Below are 3,340 nucleotides of genomic sequence, written 5' to 3'. Positions count from 1 at the left end.
CGTGCGTGGGCACGCCGACGGGGCTCGGCCGCGCGGGCCGTGGGCGCCCCCGAGGGCGCGACCACGCCGCCTCCGGCGGCCGGCGCGCTCAGTCCGCGCGGACGGGGAACTCGCCCTCGGCGACCCGCGCGCGCAGCGCGTCGCCCTGGGTGACCTGGCCGGGCGAGCGGACCACCGTGCCGTCCTCGCGCTGCAGCACCGCGTACCCGCGCTCCAGCGTCGCCGCCGGGGACAGAGCCACCACGCGCGCCAGGGTGTGCGACAGCTCCGAGTCGGCCCGGTCGAGCAGGTGGCGCAGCACGCGGCGGCCGCGGTCCGCGAGGGCCGTCACCTCGGCCTCGCGCTCCTCGACCATCCGCTGCGGCCGCTCCATCACGGGCCGCGCCAGCGCATGCGCCAGCCCGCGCTCCTCCCGCTCGAGCAGCGCCCGCACCGTGCGCAGCGCGCGGTCCCGCAGCCCGCGCACCTGCTCAAGCTCCTCGCCGACGTCCGGCACGACCCGCTTCGCCGCGTCCGTCGGCGTCGACGCCCGCACGTCCGCGACCAGGTCGAGCAGCGGCGAGTCCGGCTCGTGGCCGATCGCCGACACCACCGGCGTACGGCACGCGGCCACCGCCCGCACCAGCTGCTCGTCCGAGAACGGCAGCAGATCCTCCACGCTGCCGCCGCCGCGCGCCACCACGATCACGTCCACCGCCTCGGCCGCGTCCAGCTCCTTCACCGCCTGCACCACCTGCGCGACCGCGTTGACGCCCTGCACCGCGGTGTTGCGCACCTCGAAGCGGACCGCGGGCCACCGGCGGCGCGCGTTCTCCAGGACGTCGCGCTCCGCCGCGGACGCGCGCCCGCAGACCAGGCCGATCAGCTGCGGCAGGAACGGCAGCGGCCGCTTCCTGTCCTGCGCGAAGAGCCCCTCCGCGGCCAGCGACTTCTTGAGCTGCTCGAGACGTACGAGCAGCTCGCCCATCCCGACCGGCCTTATCTCCACCGCACGCAGCGACAGCTGGCCGCGCGGCGCGTACCACTCCGGCTTCGCGTGCACCACCACGCGCGCGCCCTCCGACACCACGTCCGCGATGGCGTCGAAGACCTGGCGGTAGCACGTCACCCCGACCGAGATGTCGAACGACGGATCGCGCAGCGTCAGGAAGACCACGCCGGCGCCCGGGCGGCGGGAGAGCTGCGTGATCTGCCCCTCCACCCACACCGCGCCGAGCCGGTCGATCCAGCCGCCGATCAGCCGCGACACCTCGCCGACGGGGAGCGGGGCCTCCGGTGACGTTGTCAGAGCCATACCGCCGAGCGTATCGGCCCCCTACGACACCGCCGCCGAGGTTGTCCACAGCCCCCTGAGGGTGATCCCGCGCGGCGGGGCGCCCCCCGTACGATGGTTCGCATGACTGCAACGCCCGACTCGTCATCCGCGTCAGCCGCCTCATCCGCGTCGTCCGCCGGAAAGCGCGTCCTGCTCGCCTCGCCGCGTGGCTACTGCGCGGGCGTGGACCGCGCAGTGATCGCCGTGGAGAAGGCCCTGGAGCAGTACGGCGCCCCGGTGTACGTCAGGCACGAGATCGTCCACAACAAGTACGTGGTGAAAACGCTCGAGAAGAAGGGCGCCATCTTCGTCGAGGAGACGGCCGAGGTCCCCGAGGGCTCGATCGTCATGTTCTCCGCTCACGGCGTCGCCCCCGTCGTGCACGAGGAGGCCGCCGCGCGCAACCTCGCGACGATCGACGCCACCTGCCCCCTCGTCACGAAGGTGCACCGCGAGGCCGTGCGGTACGCGAAGGAGGACTTCGACATCCTCCTGATCGGCCACGAGGGCCACGAGGAGGTCGTCGGGACGTCGGGCGAGGCCCCGGAGCACATCACGATCGTGGACGGCCCGGCCGATGTGCCCGACGTCGAGGTGCGCGACGAGTCCAAGGTCGTCTGGCTGTCCCAGACGACGCTGTCCGTGGACGAGACGATGGAGACGGTCGACCGGCTGAAGGAGAAGTTCCCGCAGCTGGTCTCGCCGCCCAGCGACGACATCTGCTACGCCACGCAGAACCGCCAGATCGCCGTGAAGCAGATGGGCTCGGCGGCCGACCTCGTGATCGTCGTCGGCTCGAAGAACTCGTCCAACTCGGTCCGCCTCGTCGAGGTCGCCCTGGGCGCCGGCGCGCGCGACGCGCACCTGGTCGACAGCGCCGAGGAGATCGACGAGGCATGGCTCGACGGCGTCACCACGGTCGGTCTCACCTCCGGGGCCTCCGTTCCCGACGTGCTGGTCGAGGGCGTCCTCGAGTGGCTGACGGGGCACGGCTTCGAGGACGTGGAGATCGTCAAGGCGGCCGAGGAGTCGATCACGTTCTCGCTGCCGAAGGAGCTGCGCAGGGACCTGCGCGCGGAGCTCGGCACGTCCTGAAGGCGCCCGCAACCCGCCGCCGGCCGCCGCGCCCTTGGCCTTAACGTAAGCCCATGAATGTCTTCGGAGTGGACATCGGCGGCTCTGGCATCAAGGGCGCGCCCGTCGACCTGGCGGCCGGCGACCTGGCGCAGGCACGGCACAAAGTACTCACCCCGCACCCGGCGACGCCCGAGGGCGTACTCGAAGGCGTCGTCGAGGTGGTGCGGCACTTCGACTGGTCGGGCCCGATCGGCATCACGTTCCCCGGCGTGGTGACGGGCTCCGTGGTGCGCACGGCGGCGAACGTCGACAAGTCGTGGGTCGACGTGGACGCCGGGGCCCTGGTCGGGGACCGGCTCGGCATGCCGGTCGTCGTCATGAACGACGCCGACGCGGCGGGCGTCGCCGAGATGGCCTTCGGCGCGGGCCGCGGCCACAAGGGCGTCGTGATGATGCTGACGTTCGGCACGGGGATCGGCAGCGCGCTGTTCCACGACGGCGTGCTCGTGCCGAACACGGAACTCGGCCACCTGGAACTGCGCGGGCACGACGCGGAGAAGCGCGCGTCCGCGAAGGCGAAGGAGGACGAGGACCTGAGCTGGAGCCGCTGGGCGCGCAACAGGGTGCAGAAGTACCTGGCCCACCTGGAGCTGCTGTTCTCGCCCGACCTGTTCATCATCGGCGGCGGGGTGAGCCGCAAGGCGGACAAGTTCCTGCCCCGCATCGAGGGCATCAGGGCGGAGATCGTCCCCGCGGAGCTGCAGAACAACGCGGGCATCGTCGGCGCGGCGATGACGGCGGCCCGCCACTGAGCGGGCGCGGCGGCTCACGGCCGCGCCACCGGCCCCCGAGGGCGGCGCGCCGGGCGTGCCCCTGGCGTGCCCCTGGCGCGTGCTGATCCGATGAGCATACGTTTGGACTTCTGTCACCGTAGCATTCCGTATGCCT

At 72.6% G+C, this 3,340-nt stretch carries 3 protein-coding genes; 2 read left to right on the top strand and 1 reads right to left on the bottom strand.

The window, feature by feature from the left end:
• Window positions 1-88 precede the first annotated feature (88 nt).
• Complete coding sequence (gene xseA, locus JFN87_RS32630) at window positions 89-1,294, bottom strand: exodeoxyribonuclease VII large subunit (RefSeq protein ID WP_209346068.1); 1,206 nt, start codon at window positions 1,292-1,294, stop codon at window positions 89-91.
• A 102-nt stretch (window positions 1,295-1,396) separates the two neighbouring features.
• On the opposite strand from xseA, the gene JFN87_RS32625 reads away from it, so the two are divergent.
• A complete protein-coding gene (locus tag JFN87_RS32625) occupies window positions 1,397-2,410 on the top strand; it encodes a 4-hydroxy-3-methylbut-2-enyl diphosphate reductase (RefSeq protein ID WP_209346066.1) in 1,014 nt (337 codons plus the stop codon).
• A 53-nt stretch (window positions 2,411-2,463) separates the two neighbouring features.
• A complete protein-coding gene (gene ppgK, locus JFN87_RS32620; protein ID WP_209346064.1) occupies window positions 2,464-3,204 on the top strand; it encodes a polyphosphate--glucose phosphotransferase in 741 nt (246 codons plus the stop codon).
• The last annotated feature ends 136 nt before the right edge of the window (window positions 3,205-3,340 follow it).

Origin of the sequence: Streptomyces montanisoli (assembly GCF_017813245.1) — a bacterium.
In the GTDB taxonomy this organism is placed as follows: domain Bacteria; phylum Actinomycetota; class Actinomycetes; order Streptomycetales; family Streptomycetaceae; genus Streptomyces; species Streptomyces montanisoli.
This window is presented reverse-complemented; position numbering and strand designations above follow the sequence as displayed.